Source organism: Enterococcus avium (assembly GCF_002891025.1).
In the GTDB taxonomy this organism is placed as follows: Bacteria; Bacillota; Bacilli; order Lactobacillales; family Enterococcaceae; genus Enterococcus_A; species Enterococcus_A avium.
This window is the reverse complement of record NZ_NBSL01000002.1, coordinates 1827430-1845132: the sequence shown is the minus strand read 5'-3', so window position 1 is coordinate 1845132 and position 17703 is coordinate 1827430. Positions and strand designations below refer to the sequence as shown.

The 17703-nt window shown below is 38.4% G+C and carries 18 protein-coding genes; 14 read left to right on the top strand and 4 right to left on the bottom strand.

Going from position 1 to position 17703, the window contains the following annotated elements; genetic code table 11:
* The first annotated feature begins 5 nt into the window (after nt 1-5).
* From AUF14_RS09395 to lepB, 6 genes are all read left to right on the top strand, one after another.
* Nucleotides 6-353, top strand: a complete 348-nt coding sequence (locus AUF14_RS09395) for a DUF1831 domain-containing protein (protein WP_016181405.1) — start codon at nt 6-8, stop codon at nt 351-353.
* A 349-nt stretch (nt 354-702) separates the two neighbouring features.
* Complete coding sequence (locus AUF14_RS09390; protein ID WP_016181406.1) at nt 703-1347, top strand: hypothetical protein; 645 nt, start codon at nt 703-705, stop codon at nt 1345-1347.
* A 119-nt stretch (nt 1348-1466) separates the two neighbouring features.
* Nucleotides 1467-2771, top strand: a complete 1305-nt coding sequence (locus AUF14_RS09385; RefSeq protein WP_071879978.1) for an IS91 family transposase — start codon at nt 1467-1469, stop codon at nt 2769-2771.
* Entirely contained in the window at nt 2749-2949 is a 201-nt protein-coding gene (locus tag AUF14_RS09380) for a hypothetical protein (protein ID WP_040005624.1), read from the top strand. Before AUF14_RS09385 ends, AUF14_RS09380 begins: the two co-directional genes overlap by 23 nt.
* 380 nt (nt 2950-3329) lie before the next feature.
* Nucleotides 3330-3935 carry a metallophosphoesterase family protein gene (locus tag AUF14_RS09375; protein WP_049221060.1) on the top strand — a complete coding sequence of 202 codons (606 nt, stop codon included), beginning with the start codon at nt 3330-3332 and terminating at the stop codon, nt 3933-3935.
* 152 nt (nt 3936-4087) lie between these two features.
* Nucleotides 4088-4630: a signal peptidase I gene (lepB, locus tag AUF14_RS09370; protein ID WP_049221062.1), complete on the top strand. Its 543-nt coding sequence runs from the start codon at nt 4088-4090 to the stop codon at nt 4628-4630.
* 46 nt (nt 4631-4676) lie between these two features.
* On the opposite strand, the gene AUF14_RS09365 is transcribed toward lepB, so the two are convergent.
* Nucleotides 4677-6056, bottom strand: a complete 1380-nt coding sequence (locus AUF14_RS09365) for a PH domain-containing protein (protein WP_049221063.1) — start codon at nt 6054-6056, stop codon at nt 4677-4679.
* Nucleotides 6056-6430, bottom strand: a complete 375-nt coding sequence (locus tag AUF14_RS09360) for a GntR family transcriptional regulator (protein WP_049221065.1) — start codon at nt 6428-6430, stop codon at nt 6056-6058. Before AUF14_RS09360 ends, AUF14_RS09365 begins: the two co-directional genes overlap by 1 nt.
* Before the next feature lie 182 nt (nt 6431-6612).
* Here AUF14_RS09360 and mnmA point away from each other — a divergent pair, with 182 nt between their 5' ends.
* Nucleotides 6613-7731, top strand: a complete 1119-nt coding sequence (gene mnmA / locus AUF14_RS09355) for a tRNA 2-thiouridine(34) synthase MnmA (protein WP_034876776.1) — start codon at nt 6613-6615, stop codon at nt 7729-7731.
* 162 nt (nt 7732-7893) lie between these two features.
* Here mnmA and AUF14_RS09350 read toward each other — a convergent pair whose 3' ends face one another.
* Together AUF14_RS09350 and AUF14_RS09345 are read right to left on the bottom strand one after the other, a co-directional pair.
* Nucleotides 7894-8142: a hypothetical protein gene (locus tag AUF14_RS09350; protein WP_225844329.1), complete on the bottom strand. Its 249-nt coding sequence runs from the start codon at nt 8140-8142 to the stop codon at nt 7894-7896.
* 68 nt (nt 8143-8210) lie between these two features.
* On the bottom strand, nt 8211-9458 hold the full coding sequence (locus AUF14_RS09345; RefSeq protein ID WP_016181414.1) for a multidrug efflux MFS transporter: 1248 nt from the start codon (nt 9456-9458) through the stop codon (nt 8211-8213).
* 360 nt (nt 9459-9818) lie between these two features.
* On the opposite strand from AUF14_RS09345, the gene AUF14_RS09340 reads away from it, so the two are divergent.
* The 7 genes from AUF14_RS09340 (at nt 9819) to AUF14_RS09310 (ending at nt 17690) form a co-directional block, all read left to right on the top strand.
* Nucleotides 9819-10190 carry a DUF1033 family protein gene (locus AUF14_RS09340; protein WP_016181415.1) on the top strand — a complete coding sequence of 124 codons (372 nt, stop codon included), beginning with the start codon at nt 9819-9821 and terminating at the stop codon, nt 10188-10190.
* Complete coding sequence (locus AUF14_RS09335) at nt 10129-12204, top strand: DNA topoisomerase III (protein ID WP_049221067.1); 2076 nt, start codon at nt 10129-10131, stop codon at nt 12202-12204. Before AUF14_RS09340 ends, AUF14_RS09335 begins: the two co-directional genes overlap by 62 nt.
* A gap of 275 nt (nt 12205-12479) precedes the next feature.
* Nucleotides 12480-12974 carry a TetR/AcrR family transcriptional regulator gene (locus AUF14_RS09330; RefSeq protein ID WP_049220155.1) on the top strand — a complete coding sequence of 165 codons (495 nt, stop codon included), beginning with the start codon at nt 12480-12482 and terminating at the stop codon, nt 12972-12974.
* Between the two features lie 92 nt (nt 12975-13066).
* Entirely contained in the window at nt 13067-15745 is a 2679-nt protein-coding gene (locus tag AUF14_RS09325) for a sigma 54-interacting transcriptional regulator (protein WP_016181418.1), read from the top strand.
* 120 nt (nt 15746-15865) lie between these two features.
* Complete coding sequence (locus AUF14_RS09320; RefSeq protein WP_016181419.1) at nt 15866-16183, top strand: PTS sugar transporter subunit IIB; 318 nt, start codon at nt 15866-15868, stop codon at nt 16181-16183.
* Nucleotides 16184-16206: 23 nt separating this feature from the next.
* Nucleotides 16207-16536 (top strand): PTS lactose/cellobiose transporter subunit IIA, encoded by a 330-nt coding sequence (locus AUF14_RS09315; RefSeq protein WP_204371491.1) that lies wholly within the window; start codon nt 16207-16209, stop codon nt 16534-16536.
* 11 nt (nt 16537-16547) lie between these two features.
* Nucleotides 16548-17690 carry a GNAT family N-acetyltransferase gene (locus AUF14_RS09310; RefSeq protein ID WP_049220153.1) on the top strand — a complete coding sequence of 381 codons (1143 nt, stop codon included), beginning with the start codon at nt 16548-16550 and terminating at the stop codon, nt 17688-17690.
* The last annotated feature ends 13 nt before the right edge of the window (nt 17691-17703 follow it).

The following is a 17703-nucleotide window of genomic DNA, read 5'->3' as shown; positions in this document are numbered from 1 at the left end:
AGTATATGGCATTTACAAAGACAGCAACGATTAAGGGATCAAAATATCAATATGCATTAGCGCCTACTGCTAAAAAGTATACATTGCGTGACAACGGCTTTACAGAAACAAGCTCTGGCAATTTCCAATTAATTCGTCCATTGCAAGCAACTCCCCAAAGTAAAGAAGGCTTTAAGCTGAAAATTACGGTGGCAAAAGATATCAGTACCTTGAAGATGTCAGTGACAACAGCGAATGGACTAAAAGCTGTAGATATTTTCAAAGATGCAAAACAAGAAATGGTCCAAGAAAAATTTTACTTTCTGATGGATGGTATGATTGATCGCGGATTGTTTGTTAAAGAAGAAATTTAATCATAGAGAGAGCTTGTGACAGAAGCTATTTCTGGAACACCGTTTGTACGAAAGAAGAAGCTGTGACAAGATTTTTGTCACAGCTTCTTCTTTTTTCTATTTAAGTAGAGGAAAAGCGTTGGTTGCTAAAAGGATTTTAAAAGAAATAGAAGCATCAGTTATTTAATCATTAAAAATAATGATATTATTTTTAGGTAACGCTTAATTCGAAGGGGCATCGATTATAATCCGACTTCTAATTTAGTATATTTACCTTTTTTTCTGAATCTTTTTAACGCTAAGAAGCTTCAAATTAAGAAGATTATGGTACACTGATAGTAAGAATATTGTTGGAAATGAAGGTGAGAAGTTGGTTCACAAGATACAAACGATCGAGCATCACAAGATTATTTCTGATTTCCGTCTCTTGTCGGGGCTGACCGTCTCAATTGAAGACTGCGCCAACCTGACAAAAGAGTTAAAAAAATACGGTGTCGAAGATTACTATATCAGTGATTATGAAGGGAATAGTTATCTAACTCGCTATGTAGACTACTTTATCGATGGGATTCCTTGTTTGAAATATAAGAAAAAATATTTGATTCCTCTGATTTTTCGTGACATGCCCGACACACAAAAGATGTTCCGCGATAGCTATCGCTGGGAAGCTTTTTTTATTCTGTTAGATTGGTACCTAAAATATAATCCTGAAAAGGTTATCATTCAATGTAAAAAGAAAAAAAGAAAAATGGAAGTGGTCGATACAGCTTTTTTGATCTTCCGTTTGTGGGAAATTTGTGATGGAGCAGCGTTTCCGATTGCAAATCTCAATAATCTTTCTGAATTTGAACGTTGGAACCAGATCTTTCATTTGATTGATACAGGAAAATCCTTTAAACGAACAAGAGAATTCGATGCGACCAAAGTAGAAGATCTGACACAACTTGAGGCGGTCATCACAATTATTAAAATGAAATATCAAGCAATTTTACAAAAACAAGGCTACCAGGTATAAACTGGCAGCCTTGTTTTTGTCAACATTAAAGGAAGTATAACATTTTAAGCGGTCAAAGGATTGATACATCAATCTTTTGACCGCTTTTCATCTGGTCTTTTTCCTATTAAACTGGAGATATGAAACCCAATATTTTACACGCCATTTTCTTTGATGAATATCAAAACTGGGAGAAATTCAATCAAAGGTACACAAGAAGGATTCGATCCGTTGTGAAAAGAGAAGTGAAGAAGTTTCGCGATTGTGGTGACCTTAAAAAAGGTTATCGTCTATTTGTCTGTGAAGGATGCCATGATGTAAAGAAAGTGGCTTTTCGTTGTAAAGGGAAATTTTGTCCAACTTGTGCAACTGGGGAAAGTCAACGGTGGGCAGAGGTTGCGGCGAATGATCTGTTTACAGTGACGCATCGACACGTCATCTTCACGATCGATGAAGGTTTACGTGAGATTTTTCTGAAGGAGAAGTATCGTAAGGAGCTTTTAAAAGGATTAATGGATGAAGCTGCACGGATACTATTAGATTTTTTTAGAAAGCACCATATACAAGCTGGGGTTGTGGCAACACTCCACACCTTCGGTTCTCAGCTAGAATACAATCCGCATGTTCATTTAGTCGTCACCATGGGTGGACTGACGAAGGATGGAAAATGGAAGGACTATGACTATTTTCCGTTCGCAATGTTGAGGAAATATTGGCAGAATGCGGTCCTAAAGCTCATTCGAAGAACCTTATCCCAATGGGATAAGGCACGAGTCCAGCCGCTTTTACAAGCGGCGTACACGAAAAATGCAGAGGGTTTTTACGTGCATGCACCCAAAAGGAGCCGAACTTCTCTCAAAAAGATATTAGAATATATCAGTCGTTATATGAAACGTGGTCCCATTGCTTTAAATCGTATCCTTTTGTACGATGGGAAAATAGTGATGTTTCAGTATCATGATAAACGAACTAACACGGATAAGATAAAGACGATGTCGGCAGAGGAATTTATTGGTGCACTGATTCGTCATATTCCAGAGAACCAGTTCAAAACAATTCGTAGATACGGCATTTATAGTCGGCGGATCAAGACAATCATGAAAAAAGTATTAAGTAATTACCAGAAAGAGATTCAACGAATGCTTGTGAATGTGAAGAAAGCACTTAAACCAAAATCATGGTGTGAACGAATAGCCGAAGAATTCGGAGTAAATCCATTGGAATGTACTAGATGTGGCGAATATTATGAATTTAGTGGAGTTAGTGTGTCTAAAAATGGACGACTTGTAGTGAAATATGCGAAGAATAAAGAATCGGAACGATTCATGCGAGAGGAGAATAAAAAAATTGGGGAAGAAGCATCGAAACGTAAGTATGAAAAAGAAAAAGAAGCAGCTTTTAAAAAACTTCGATTCCAATGGAGTGGTTCATTACATTTGTCTTGAATGTGGGATAAAGGAAAAAATTCCAAAGGAAGTAGTTCAATTTTTGGATGCAGGAGATGTTGCATTTGATCCTGAGAACGCTCCGCAATTTGATTGCGAAAAATGTGGTGGAGAGATGTATCCAGAATACTATAAGAACGTACTTGGATACGAATTTAGAATCAGTGATCGACAATAAAATGATTTATCTAAACAAAAAGTCCTCAGGAGCGGTTTTCTCCTGAGGTTTTCTTAGTCGCACTTTTTGCAGTTTGTATTAGTTGGAAAGTAAAATAATGGACTTAGCATAAATTATTTCTCAAGATGTTTAGTGCGATGATAGGCGTGATGAGAATAGAATTAACTTTTTTGCTTTTTGAAAAAGTTAATCCCATTGTTCGAGTTAGCTGTGAGTCAAACTTTTCACAGTTTGCTTTGTTAGAAGAAAACAGATAAGCCTGTTAGCTGTCAGTTTTATTCCCTGCTTTGTCAATCTGACTTTTTCTCAAGCAGCGCTTTTTTTTAGCAGAGATGGTAAAATAAAGATATGAATCAGAATTCGTTTTGTAGGTGATTAGAATGAAATATTTTATATCAGATACCCATTATTTTCACGAAAATCTTTTAGGCGATAATGACTTTGCGCCGCGTCTATTTGATTCTGTCGAAGAAATGAATCAGCAAATGATTACTGCTTGGAACAATGTTGTCAACGAGAAGGACACAGTCTATCATTTAGGTGATGTTGCAATGCACCCATTATATGAAAAGGGTTTTAAGGATATTTTAGAGCAATTAGTGCAGTTAACGGGAAAAATTGTATTTATCAAAGGGAATCATGATTCACGGACCTTTTTTAGATATTTAGCTGCCCATGATCCTAAACTTGCAAATGGAGAGAACAAATTTGAGTTCCATGATGTTGGAGCAATTGTAAAATTTAATCATCATCAGTATTATTTGACTCATTATCCAATGCTTCTCGGAAAGACATTAAACATTCGCAACCTTCATGGTCACATTCACAACTATAGTATGCCGATTGCTGAAGACATTAATGTTGGGGTCGATGCACCGGAACGCGGTTTTTTGAGAGATCCGTTACCTTTTGGCACACCTATCTCAGAAAATCTGATCGATGAGATCGCGGATTACAAAGAAGCAGAGATAAAAAAATTAAAATAAGCCTGGGCATCGAGAAATCGATGTCTTTTTTTAACGACTATGCTGATAGTGAATAAATGCTTAAAAAGGCAACGGGCTGTTTTCATGACGGAGCTGCTATGGTAAATTAAATATAAAGATCATACGAGATATTTAAATAAGGGAGGAAAAAAGTGAAGGTTAAAGAAATTGCGAAAACGGTTCTTTTATATGTTGTTATGATAGGTGCGGTAATCGCGTTACGGCATTACGTATTTTCACCTGTAGAGGCGATTGGAGATTCAATGAAGCCTAACCTGAATGATGGTGAGCGGCTGTTTGGATTGAAACATGCGGAGATCAATCGTTTTGATGTGGTAACTTTTCCAGCACCGGATGACCCGGGAACTGATTATGTGAAACGTGTGATTGGCTTACCTGGAGATACCGTCGCTTACAAAGACGACCAGCTTTACATTAATGGAAAGAAATATGATGAGCCATATTTAGAAGAGTATAAAGGCAAATTGACGGACGGTCAGCCATTGACCTTTGATTTCGATCTGCAAAGTTTGTTTGGCTACGAAAGAGTTCCTGATGGACAATTATTTGTTCTGGGAGATAACCGACGTATCTCAAAAGATGGACGAATCATCGGGATGATCGATCAAAAGGATATTTTGACTAATGTAAAATTTGTTTTCTGGCCAATCAATCGGATTGGCGTCGTTGAATAAAAAAACTGATCCCACTTCATGCAAATGGAGTGGGATCATTTTTTATTTATTGATGGTTCTTCTTAACTTCTTGATAAAGCTGTTTGGTAGCAGTAGGATCTGTGTTGGTATAATAGTAATCTCGATTTTTTGTCTGAATTTGTAAAATTGGTTTTGATTGATAGTCCACGAAAAGAGAGGCGGATTTTCCAGCAACTTTAAAGCTGCCGATGGCGTAATTCTCCGTTGCCAGTCCGTTCACTTTCATACCAACACGTGGTAAGCGTTCAATCAGAGCCATTTTTTTTATATCCTTGTAGGGAATTTTTCGTTCCCGGTAGAATGGGCCATCCAAAATAACACTTTCCTGCTTTATTTCATAGGTTAATGGATCGGGATGATAGTCTAAAATGTATAAAGGAACAACGGTGATCACCATAGCACCTATCAGAACTATAGGCAGCAAGCCGATAAAAATTTTTCCACCAATTCGTGCTAAATTCACCGTGATATTCAAACCGATACGGTCAGGAACCATTAATCGACGATCATCAGGGTTGTAGTAAATCCCATAGCGCCAATAATAATCATCGCCTGTATAACGAAAGCTGGGTGTTTGTGTCAATAACTGATCCTGTTTGTTACGCAAACGGATCAGCCACCACAAGGTAAAGCCGCAGAAAAGGAAAATCGCCAAGAACTCAATAATCGTCAATAGGTTAAAGAGGCGTGGACTAGATTCCAAAGTAATCAAAGGCAGATAAATAATCAACAGAACAAAGAAGCTTGTACCTGTAATAAATGCTGACCAGTAAAATTTCGTCAGATCGTTATATTGCCGATTGATTTTTGAATCATTGGTCAAAGCTCGCACAGGCAGTCGACTGATTGCCCACCAACCTGCCAGAAACAAAAGTAAAACAAATATGTTTGTGCCGAATAGAATCCAAGTCAGACTTCCCATTTCTCGCGGGTGAAGAAGTACTGTCAATAAAAACAGGAGTACAAATGAAAGAACAAACCACCAAGGAGAAACAAGCTTTTGGTTTTTCTCAAGTACAAGCTTGGTATCGACTTGTATTGGCTGCTGGGTTAATTGCCAGTTATTGTCTACAATTAATTGATGCCCTTTACGGATATAACGAATTTGCAAGAAGTATCCAGCACCGATTGTGATATAAAGAAGGATGAAAAACAGCAGCATAAAAATAGAATCCTTCATAGGGATCAACAAGCTTAAGTCTAAGATAGTCAATAGAAACGCCAGTTGAAATTGACGCTTTCGATAATTTTGTCTGAAAACTAGTACTAGCGGATCATTGATTTTATCAGCAGGAAAGGTGTTTTCCACGATAACATAATTGTGCGGCTTAGCGGCTAAAGAATTTGTAAACGCCATGATAAAGTTACAAGAAATCAATATGACTAAAATAATAGGAGATAACATCAGCGCTCATCCTTTCCGAAACTCGTCAAAATCTGTTGAACTTTTTCTTGGATTGCTTTTTCATCAGGTTCAGCTAAATAAAGTTCTGCTAACAGTAATGTTAAATTTTCTTCGTTAGTTTTTTTAGCGGCAACCGGCAAAGGAGCGACCAATGTTCCTTTACGACGATCAGTGATCAGGTAGCCTTCTTCTCGCAGTTGCTGATAGCCTTTTGAAACAGTCATTGTATTTACTCCTAGTTCATCCGCAAATTGACGGACTGTCGGTAACTGTTCATTTGGCTGCAATTCACCTTGAGCGATGCCGATAATGATTTGTTTACGTAGTTGTAAATAAATGGGTTCTTCAGAACGAGGATCAATTTCTAAGATCATATGCTCACTCCCTTTTGTATTGTATATATTAATACAAACAATACAAAAAGACAAATAAAATTTTTCTGAAGAATTATCTATCGAAAATTTAAGATTTATGTTGTATAATTCGTCATACTGAAAAGTTGCGACCTTCAAATCGTAGAGTTTTCGGAAATCTATTTTGAAATGATGGTGATACTGTGTCTAACAGCAACACAAGAGTCGTCGTAGGAATGAGCGGCGGCGTCGATTCATCCGTAACTGCTTTGTTGTTAAAGGAGCAAGGGTACGATGTAGTCGGCATTTTTATGAAAAATTGGGACGACACTGATGAAAATGGTGTTTGTACCGCGACAGAAGATTATAAGGACGTGGCGAAAGTCGCTGCCCAAATCGGGATTCCTTATTATTCTGTCAACTTCGAAAAGGAATATTGGGACCGAGTCTTTGAATATTTCTTAGCGGAATACCGTGCAGGCCGCACACCGAACCCAGATGTGATGTGTAACAAGGAAATCAAATTCAAAGCTTTCTTGGATTACGCAATGGAACTAGGTGCGGATTATGTGGCAACCGGACATTACGCTCAAGTCGAAAAAGACGAAAACGGTGTGGTTCACATGCTACGTGGTGTGGACAACAACAAGGATCAAACCTATTTCTTGAGTCAACTTTCGCAAGAACAATTAGCAAAAACTATGTTTCCTTTAGGCGGTATGCAAAAACCAGAAGTTCGCGCAATCGCTGAACGAGCTGGCTTAGCTACTGCCAAGAAAAAAGATTCAACCGGTGTTTGCTTCATCGGGGAAAAGAACTTCAAACAATTCTTAAGCAATTACTTGCCAGCTAAAAAGGGCAAGATGGTGACTTTAGATGGGGAAGAAAAAGGTACACACGATGGATTGATGTACTACACAATCGGCCAACGTCAAGGTTTAGGTATCGGTGGCGGCGGAAAAACCAATGATCCATGGTTCGTCGTCGGCAAGGATTTATCTACCAATACATTGTATGTTGGTCAAGGTTTCCATCATGAAGCACTATATGCGACAAGCTTGGATGCCAGTGAAATCCACTTCACAACGAATGAAGATCGGCCAAAGGAATTTAAATGCACAGCGAAGTTCCGTTACCGTCAGCAAGATGTACCCGTAACGGTTCGTTTATTGGATGGTGATCGTGCGGAAGTAATTTTTGATGATCCTGTTCGTGCAATTACTCCAGGCCAAGCGGTTGTATTCTACGATGGTATGGAATGTCTCGGCGGCGGGTTGATTGATCATGCCTATCAAGAAACAAAAGAATTACAATATATTTAATGTATAGAACTGTAACCATTTTGTTATATGAGATTATCAAGCGATTAATCTTAGGTGACAAATAACACAAAAAAACTAAAAGGGAGGGGAACCTTCCTTTTAGTTTTTTTTGTGCTATTTCTGAATTTTGAAAAAGACCGAAATTTTGATGGTGATTTTTTTCTATGCCAGACTTTGAGCGAAATGTGCCATTGCAACTTTAACTTCATTCAGTTTTTCAGGTTTGATCAAAGGAAAGAGCTTTTCCTGTAGCTGTTTAAATTCTTCTAAGCTTAAAGCATTGGTTTCTTGATCCGCAAAGCTTTTAACCAAGATTTCCTTTGCTTGCTCTTCTTTTCCTTCAATTGTATTGTTCAGGAAAAAGTCGAGAAATTTTAGTTGTCCCTCAAGCATGTTCTTCACTTCTTTCATTCATATTCTTTCTTAGTATAGAAAACTACTCAAAAAGTTGCCATTAATAAGTCTCGAAGTCTCGGAAATTAATGCGTTTGATGACTTTGATGCAGCTTCTCGCTGATTTCTTTTGTATTGCGATGTACCAATAGATAGTTGGTCAACACAAGAGCTGAGGTTGAGATAAAGACCCCTCGATATCCAAAGATCGAAGAAACGCTAGAACCGATCATCGGTCCAACAACATTACCGGCAGCTTGGAAGGATTGATTGTAACTGAATATTCTTCCAGCAGCTTCTTGCGGCGAATACTTCGTGATCAGGGCCTGTACAGCAGGCAGAAGACAAGCGTCAGAGATTCCAACTAAGAATCGCAAAAAGGCCAATTGCCAAACATTTGTAACGATAGACATTGGCAAGAAAACCAGCATTGCAAAGATTAAACCGATACCTAGAATTTTTTCGCTGCCGATTTTATCCCCCAAGCGACCAAAACGCGGTGCTGCAATCAAAGTAGCGATTCCCGGGATTGAAGCAATAATTCCGCTGACGAGTGTGACGTTTCCATGATTGTGCATCAATTGTCTAATATAAAGACTAATAATTGGACTAATCGAATTATTTGAAGCTTGAATAATCAGGGTTGTAACGAACATACCGATTACAACGTGGGGATATTTCAAACTATGAAAGATCTCTTTCGCAGGAAGCATATCGTTTTTCTCAACGGGGGTGAATTCTTCATGAACGAAGAAGAGACTAAGCAAGAAGACTAAAAACAAAATACTTCCGGTGATAAAGAAGGTCAGACGATAGCCGAAAATTGAGGCAGTAACACCGCCTACTAATGGACCGAGTAAGTTGCCGGTGACAGCACCAGTTGCTAAAGTTCCGAGGACTTGTCCGCTTTTTTCTCGTGGAGTTCCAGTTGCGACTAAGGCTGTGGCGTTACTGATATAACCAGAAAAGACACCTTGAAGTAAACGCAAACCAATCAACTGATAGACATTTCCCACAGTTCCCATCAAGCTAATCACAATTGCCATACCAAGAGAAGCACGCAATAGCATCAATTTACGTCCTTTTTGGTCAGCTAAGCGTCCCCATAAAGGTGATACAATCGCGGTGATCAAAAAAGTTGAAGAAAAGGTAATTCCACTCCAGAAGTTTAATTGCTGGTTGCTGTAACTTCCTAATGAGTCAATGTATAAGGACATAAAGGGCATGACCAAACTAAATCCAATGCCGGCCATAAATGTGCCAAACCATAAAACGATCAAATTCTTTTGCCAAGTGGGTCGAGGTTGAAATAATGAATTTTTGATTTTACTCAAACTAAAAAGGCCTTCTTTCAATTTTATAAAACTTGCGGTTATTTATGAACTACAGAATAAATTCTTTTGATGTAAAAATTCAAAAAGCTCCGTAGCCGGCCATTTTGCTAATCTCTGGAAAGCAAAAAAAAGCACCTGCGAAAAACAGAGCAAATAAATCCAATTTACATTATAACTCTCTTAAGGACCATGTAAAATCCCGCCGCTTTGTGTTACGATAGAATTAAGAAAAAAGCAATATTTTTCTGAAAAAGGATCGTAGAGAACGAACTTTTTCAAGATCCTGTATCAGCTGGAAACATTTTTCTTGAATTTTTATTTCATGATACTTATGATTGAGATGGAAAGAAGGGTAACGGGATGTATCAAGTAATAACAATGTATGGAGATAATGAACCTTGGTGGTTCTTTGAAGAATGGCAAGAAGATATTCAAGAAACCGCAACTTTTGAAGATTTTGACGCGGCTGTAGCATATTATGAACATCGTTGGAGCGAGCTCCAAAAAACCAATACATATAGTAATGCGAAACATAATTTTTTAAGTGCATTTTGGAAAGACCAAGACGAACGCTGGTGTGAAGAGTGTGATGATTATTTGCAGCAGTATTGGGGTCTTGCGTTATTAAAAGACGAGCAGCCGTTGACGGTTGACAGCAGAAAGGAATTTTATGAAACAGCTAATTATAGCGGAAAAGCCAAGCGTTGCAAGAGACTTGAGCAAGGTGCTTAACGCCAATCAAAAGAATAAAAATTACTTTGAAGGACCCAATGTTGTCGTGACTTGGGCCCTTGGTCATTTATTGAGCCTGAAAATGCCAGAGGATCTAAATAAGGAATGGCAAAGCTGGCAGATGGAAACATTGCCGATGATTCCCAAATATATTGGGATTAAACCACTACCAAAAACACGTGGACAACTGAAATCAATCCAGCAGCTGGCGAAACGAAAAGATATCTCAGAGGCAGTTATTGCCACTGATGCTGGACGTGAAGGAGAGCTGGTTGCACGTTGGATCTTAGAGTATGTGCGGTTTGAAAAACCAGTCAAACGATTATGGATTTCCTCACAAACGACTAAAGCGATCAAGGATGGATTCAAAAATCTAAAGCCGGCGAAAGAGTATGACAATTTGTATTACTCTGCTTTAGCACGAGCAAAAGCAGATTGGCTTGTGGGTTTGAATGTTACACGAGCGTTGACTGTAAAATATGAAGATAATCTTTCAGCGGGTCGGGTACAAACGCCGACACTTGCGATGGTTCGACAGCAAGAAAAGAAGATTGAAAAATTCCGTCCCCAAAATTATTTTGTCATTTCATTAGAGGTGGATGGACAGAAAGCTAAACTCAATCAAAAGAATCCGTATGGCATTACGGAACGTGAAGCAGCAGAAAAATTAGTCAAAGAGCTGTCACAGCAAAAAGGGACAGTCACTGACATTACAGAAAAAGAAAAAACAGAACCAGCACCGTTACCATATGATCTAACTGAAATTCAGCGGGAAGCCAATGCCCGCTATCAGTTTTCAGCAAAGAAAACCTTGTCGCTAGTTCAAAGCTTATATGAGACGCACAAAATCGTGACCTATCCACGGACAGACAGCAAGTATCTAACCAATGATATGAAAGCAACGATGAAGGAACGGTTACAAGCAGTCAGTGATTTTGCGCCAGAGGTTAAAACTTACATTAAAAATGGAGCACAAGTGAAGCAGAAACGTGTATTTCAGGATAACAAGGTGACGGATCATCATGCACTGATTCCAACTGAACAGCGTCCACGCTTTGAGAAGTTAACCACTGATGAGCAACGAATTTACAATATGATCGTGACGCGATTTTTAGGATTATTCGCCGATGCCCATAAGGAGAGTCAGCAAAAAGTAACGGTAACTTTCCAGAAGGAGACATTCACCTTCCGTCACAGCAAGATCTTGGTAGCTGGTTGGAAACCTACAGAAGAAGTCAAAAAAGCTGTTCAATGGACAGCTGGTATGAAGATCGTACCGAATTTTACGATCGAAAAAGCCTTAACTACACCGCCAAAACCTTTGAATGAAGGAACATTGCTGGCTCAAATGGAAAAGCATAGTTTAGGAACGCCAGCAACTCGCGCGGAAATCATTGAAAAACTGATTAAATCGGAATTGATGGAACGGACCAACACAGGCTTATTAGTTTCACCAAAAGGCAAGCAGTTGCTGGAATTAGTAAATCCCTCGCTAGTGACGCCGGAGCTGACAGAAAAGTGGGAAAAGCAATTAGAGTCAATCGCTAATGGGAAATATAGCAGCAAACAATTTCTACAAGAAATCGAAGCAGACACGAAGAAGCTAGTCAGTGAAGTGAAGCACAGCGATAAAAAATATCAGGATTTCTCTATTACGGCGAAGAAATGTCCAGAATGTGGTTCGCCACTACGAGAAAAGAATACTCGAGATGGAAAAATTTACATTTGTACCAATCCAGAGTGTAATTATCGCCGCCGTAAAGATCCAAAGGTATCAAATCATCGCTGCCCGCAATGTCACCGCAAGATGGAGATCATTGATGGAAAGAACGGTTCTTACTTCCGTTGTAAATACGATGGAACGACAGAAAAAATGCTAGATAAGAAGGAACGTTCTAAGAAAATGACGAAGCATGAAGAACGTCGTTTATTGAAAAAAATCAATGATCAAGAGGAACCACAAGAAAGTCCATTAGCTGCAGCATTAAAGGCAGCAATGGAAAATAAGGATTAGGCATAAACCGCGAAGACGGAGTAGTCTTCGCGGTTTATTTAGTTTTAAAACAAATAAAATCGCTGACTTTTTCTTTACCTAAATGTATAAGTTAAGGTATTTTATTGAATAAAAAAACCGTAGATCACTGTTTTCATTTTTTTCTTAAAAATCAACATCTGTTGATTAATCAACTCGTGTGCATTATAATAAGAGGACTATTCAAAAGTTTCACGCACCAAAATTTATATTTATGACTAAATGAATAATAGTTAATGAATGATCGGAGTATAATAATGGATCGACGAAAACGAAAAACACAAACGACAATTACAGCAGTTTTCTACCAACTTTTAACGAAAAAAAGCTATGAAGAAATATCGGTCAGTCAAATTTGTCAGGTAGCTGATATTAATCGTGGAACGTTCTATCTCCATTTTATCGACAAAGACGATTTACTTGAAAAAAGCATCGCTTATGAAATGCAGAAATTAGTCGAATATTGCGAGGATAACGGTGAAACGAATAGTCAGCGTAAGTTAGGAAAGACTTTTGAATATATCACGGATCATCGTGAACAATTGAAGCGGCTAGTTCATGCAGATAAACAGGGATTTTTTGCTCAGTATCAAATTGACTATTTAATGGAGCAGCTGACTGATCATTCATATCTGACAAGTATTTTCTACGCCAATGGGATTGTCGGGCTGCTGGAGCATTATTTAATGAGTGACGTTTCTGAAAAAGAAATCTTACAAGAATTGGATAAAATTACCAAATCATTTCATTAGATGGAACTGATTTTTCAAAGATAATTAGTAGATATTCAAAAAGAAAAGGTTTACAATATAAATGGTTTATACCACTTTCGGGAGGGATTTTTTTGAAATCGAGAAAAGATGAAGTACTAGAAGCATTGAGAGCAAATCCTAACGAACAGACAGCACAAGAATTGGCAGATCAAATGGGGGTTGACCGTACAAATGTCAGCCGTTATCTAAATGAACTAACTAAAGACGGAACAGTTAAAAAAATTGATGGACGTCCGGTGAAATTCCAAATCGCAACGGTTTCTACCGAGCAACATATTAATTTTGATAATTTAATCGGGCGTGAAGATTCTTTAAAGAGTCAGATTCAAAAATCAAAGGCGGCTATTTTATACCCACCTCGGGGGTTGCATACGATTATTTTTGGCGAGACTGGAACGGGTAAGACAATGTTTGCGGAATGTATGTATCGTTTTGCTGTTTCAGCTAAGGTCTTAGATGAAAATGCGCCATTTATTACTTTCAATTGTGCAGACTATGCGCAAAACCCACAGCTGCTTTATGGTCACATTTTCGGTGTGAAGCGGGGAGCCTTCACCGGTGCAGAAGAAACAAGAGTTGGACTAATGGAACAAGCTAACGGTGGTATTTTATTTTTGGATGAAATTCATCGCTTGCCTCCAGAAGGACAAGAAATGCTTTTTACCTTCATTGATAAGGGAACTTTTCGTTCATTAGGCGATGGCGAAGAAAAACAAGCCTCTGTACAAATTATCGGAGCAACAACAGAAACCAGCTCAATGTTCCTATCTACCTTCAACAGACGTATCCCAATGCAAATTGAGTTGCCCTCTTTAGCTGAGCGCTCTTTGGATGAACGCTTGGCAATCATTAAGGAATTTCTTCAACAAGAAGCCAATCGATTAATGCAGGAGATTGCGATTGATAAGCGGAGTCTGTTAGCGTTTCTTCTATATAATGCAGAAGGAAATATCGGTCAGCTAAAACGTGACTTAAAATTAGTCTGCGCCAAAGCCTTCCTCCACTACCAAACCAATAGTGAATCAGAAAAATTAATGATCGTAGAAGAAGACCTGCCGCTGGTCGTACAAAAAGGCTTGCTGCGTATGAATGAGGTTCAAGACAAGCTGATGCCATTTATGGATAAGCGAAACCTCTATTTGACTTTGAAGCCAGGCACTGAAGAAGTTGTTTGGGGTCAAGACCCTAATAAAGACATGGAAGTTTACCATTCAATTACCTATAAATTGGAAAAACTTGGTCGTGAAAACCTATCAGAGATTGATTTAGAAGAATTGATTTCCAATGATGTTGATCAATATTTTGAAACCTATGTCGAAGAGCTTTCTCATAGCAATGCTTATCGGGAAATTATTTCTGATGATCTATGGAAATTAGTGAATGATCTCTATGATTTTGCGTCAGTACAAATGAATCGTGAGTACGATGAAAAGGTTCGCTTTGCTTTTGCTTTGCACATCAATTCAACGATTGAACGAATTCGCGGCAATCAATTTATTTCACATCCTAATTTAAATGGCATTCGCCGCAACTATTCCAAAGAATTTCAATTGGCGATCGAAATTTCCAATCGTATTGAGGAAGCCTACAGTATCATGATTCCGCTGGATGAAATCGGATTTATCACGATGTTTTTAACGATGGATAATCAAGAGACACAAAAGGTCGACGAACGACAAGTAGCAGTATTAGTTGTCATGCATGGTAAATCAACTGCTTCCAGTATGCTGGAGACGGTGCAGGAGCTTTTGGGAACCTCCAATGGTATTGCCTTTAATATGCCGCTGACTTTACGAACAGAGGCAATGTATGGTCAGATCAAAAATTATATTCAAGGAAAACAAGAGGAGTTTTCAGAGGGTATCATTTTATTGACAGATATGGGATCGCCGAATAATTTTGGAAATCTGATCTTTCATGAGATGGGTATCCGAACTCGAGTAATTTCTATGGCAAGTACAATGCTGGTGCTGGAAAGCTTGCGTTTAGCAACATTAGGGCGTTCGTTAGAAGAAATTTACACAAGTGTCATTTCTATGTTCCAAACAATGGTTCGTCTTGAAGAACCTACGCAAAAGGATGAAAAGAAAGTGATCATCGTCGCCTGCTTTACTGGTGAGGGTGTTTCTAAGCGATTAAATGAGGTTGTTTCGCAAATCGTCAATTTAGAGGAATTTGAGATCATTCAAATGCAATCCTTAGAACGAGAAAGCTTTAAGCATCGAATTGATCAGTTGATCACTCATAAAGATATCGTGGCAATCGTCGGCACTATGGAGATCCATTACCAAAAGATCCCATTTATTCCAGCGATGAATCTATTTAAACGCGATAAAATCTTAGAATTTCAAGATTTGTTAGGAAGTACCATTACCCTGCCAGAGATGGTTGATTCATTAACAAAAAACTTTTCTCCAGAACTGGATGTTAAGACATTATTCTTACTGATTGACGACGTACTGCAAATGATTCGCAAAGATCAAGAGCTGATCATCGAGAATACAGCGATACAAGCACTGAGTGTGCATATTGCTTTCTTAGTAGACAAAATCAAGAAAAACGAAGAGCGGCCGCCATTTGAGAATGTAAAATATTTTCATCAACAGCATCGTTTGCGATTCAATCAAACGGCTGCTAATCTCTCCATGATCGAAAAACAGTTCGGTGTACGTTTTACAGAAGATGATATTGCCTACATTGTTAAGACGCTAGAAGATAATCGAATTGAACTAGGATTGCACAGTGTGTAATCCTAGTTTTTTTGTGTGTAAATTGAAAACCTTATCACAGCAGCTTGTGTGCACGAAAAAAGTTGGCACGCGAATTGCTTTATATAAAGTGTACAATAAAAAAATTAGGGAGTGTCAGATATGAAAAGAATTATGTTAGTTTGTGCGGCAGGAATGAGCACTAGTTTATTAGTTACAAAAATGGAAAAAGCTGCTGAAGCTCAAGGGTTAGAATCAGATATTTTCGCAGTTTCAGCTTCGGAAGCGGATGCAAAATTAGAAGATGCAAGCAAACCAGTAGATGTTTTACTATTAGGCCCACAAGTTCGTTTTATGAAGAGCCAATTTGAAACAAAATTAGCGGATAAAGGTATCCCAGTTGACGTTATTGATATGAAAGATTACGGCATGATGAATGGTGAGGCTGTTTTAGGTACTGCACTAAGCCTAATGAAGTAAGAAATTAAAGGGGAGCTAAGCAAATGAGCGAAACAATGAGTCAGGAACAATTAGAAGCAGTAATGGGCTTGATTATCAATGCCGGTAACGCTAAAAGCGATGCCATGGAAGCAATTCAAGCAGCTAAAGATGGTAACTTTACTTTGGCACAGGAAAAACTTGAGGCAGCGGATCAAGCTTTAGTAGAAGCACATCATTCTCAAACAGGTCTGTTGACTGAAGAAGCTAGTGGAAATCCAATGACCGTGACACTTTTGGCTGTTCATAGTCAAGATCATTTAATGACGAGTATTACCTTTAACGACATGGCAAAAGAAGTCGTTGATCTATACAAACGTTTGGGTAACGAATAGGAAGTGATCCCGTGAAATTAGCTCGTGATCATGCATCGTTGAAAGCGATCACAGGTTTAATTGAATACGCTTTTAGGAAACAACAACCAATCATCGATGATCCGCTTTTCTTATCACGTTATGAACATGCTGATAGTTATGGCATGTATCACGATGATGAATTAACAAGTTTGGTCATGGCGAATCATTTTGAAATTCAACTTTTTAATGAAAGAGTTAAAATGGCCGGTGTTGGTTATGTCAGCAGTTATCCAGAATATCGAGGGCAAGGCAGCGTTAGTAATATTATGCCTGAACTCTTGACGGATCTTTATGAACAAGGTGTAGCAGTATCCCAGCTTGCTCCTTTTTCTGAAAGTTTTTATCGTCAATTTGGATACGAGCCGACTAGTCGTAGAAAAATCTATCGTATTCCAGCATTAGCCTTTAATTATTTACCAAGTGAACGAAGGGGGAATGTCAAACGCGGAACCTGGCAGCAGATGAAGCTGGTGATCCAATCGATTTATCAGCGCTTATTGAAACAACAGCAGAATGGAACAGTGATACGTGAAGACTGGTGGTGGGAACGACTAGATCATTATTATTCACATCGATTTTATGCCGTTGCTTACGATGATGCTGGTGAAGCGAAAGGTTACATTATTTATCGAATGCAAGGCAGCACACTGATAGTAGATGAGCTTGCTTATGAAAACGAACTCGCACTGCGAAAATTATTAACGTACTTAAAATCCCACGTCTCATCATTTGAAGAATTTCTTTATTATGCACCTGTCCATGAACTTATTGAAAAATGTTTTCGTGAACAAGAGCAGCTTAAAATTACTCTAGAACCTTATATGATGAGTCGAATTATCGACATTAAGCAATTATTACCGAAACTTCCAATAAACCAAAAAGAAATTATTTTAGAAGTAACTGAAGATAAGGAATGTCCTTGGAATGTTGGTTGCTGGCTAGTCAGTCAGGGGACTTGTCAAAAAGTACATGAAGCAGGCGATATCAAAGCATCCATTCATGGGTGGAGCGAATTATTATTGGGAGAGTTGACTTTAGCAGAAGGAGTTTTTCTTGGCAAAGTCACAGCTGCGAAAGGGTTTACGGCTGAAATTTTTCCAAAAGGTCGACAAAGTTTTTATGATTATTTTTAATTAGGGGGAAATA